1 protein-coding gene is annotated in these 1281 nt (G+C 46.2%); it reads right to left on the minus strand.

Annotation, left to right across the window (positions count from 1 at the left end; translation table 11 throughout):
- Positions 1-31 precede the first annotated feature (31 nt).
- A complete protein-coding gene (locus tag EI162_RS14210; RefSeq protein WP_192524948.1) occupies positions 32-1246 on the minus strand; it encodes an IS256 family transposase in 1215 nt (404 codons plus the stop codon).
- Positions 1247-1281: the final 35 nt, after the last annotated feature.

Raw genomic sequence — 1281 nt, forward strand, 5'->3', positions numbered from 1 at the left:
GAGACCATCCCACATTCTGTGTAACTGCCCTTTAGATTAAATGCCTGCTGATACGGTCATCAAACATAATCATAAAGCGATTAAGAGCAGACGTCCAGTTACGGATCGGCATCGACCACTTTTTGGATGCCTGCTGGGTTGCTAAGTACACCACTTTGAATGCCGCCTGATCAGACGGGAACACCTTACGCTTATTCACCGCCGTACGAATCACACTGTTTAGCGACTCAATGGCATTGGTGGTATAAATGGCTTTTCTGATGTCCTTAGGATAACCAAAGAACACCATTAAGCCCTCCCAGTTACTGCGCCAAGACTTGACCACATGCGGGTAATCCTTACCCCACACCCCATCAAAGTGCTCAAGATTGGCCTCTGCTATCTCAAGCGTATCAGCGCCATAGATGGCTTTTAAATCAGCCGCTACTGCTTTTTTATCCGTCCACGGCACAAACTTCATTGAGTAGCGCACCATATGTACGATACACAGCTGAACCTGAGCGTTGGGATAAACGGTGTTGATGGCATCAGGGAAGCCCTTTAGACCATCGACACAGGCAATGAGGATATCTTGCACCCCGCGGTTTTGCAGTTCAGTGAGAACCCCTAGCCAGAACTTAGCGCCTTCATTCTCTGATAGCCACATGCCAAGCAGCTCTTTTTTACCGTTAAGTCCTACGCCTAGCGCCAGATAAATAGCCTTGTTGATAATCTGCTTATCTTGGCGTACTTTAACGACAATACAGTCCAAATAGACGATAGGATAAACACTGCTCAGCGGTCTGTTCTGCCATGCAGTGATGTCCTCTAAGATGTTGTCAGTGACTCTTGAGACAAGAGAACTTGATATATCAACGTCGTAGATGTCTTTGATGGTATCAACGATCTCAGTGGTGGTCTGACCTTTGGCATAAAATGAGATGATTTTATCATCAAGGCCTGAGATACGACTTTGATGCTTACGCACTAAGGCAGGTTCAAAAGCGCCGTCACGGTCTCTTGGGGTGGAGATCTCAAGATCGCCTGTGTCACTGCGGACTGTCTTTTTAGTGTGCCCATTGCGCTTGTTAGGCTTATCCGCCTTTTCATGTTTGGGGTAGCCGAGATGGTCTTCCATCTCAGCTTCAAGGGCAGTATCGATAAAGGATTGCATGAGCTGCTTTTGGAAGTCTTTGATATCATCAAAGCTGTTCATGCTACCAGCCATTTGCTCGGCCAGTTTTTTAATGTCAGATTGAGTAGTCATTGCTTATTCTCCTGTTAGTGGATTATAAGCAGTTA

The organism is Psychrobacter sp. FME6, assembly GCF_014861365.1.
Taxonomy (GTDB): domain Bacteria; phylum Pseudomonadota; class Gammaproteobacteria; order Pseudomonadales; family Moraxellaceae; genus Psychrobacter.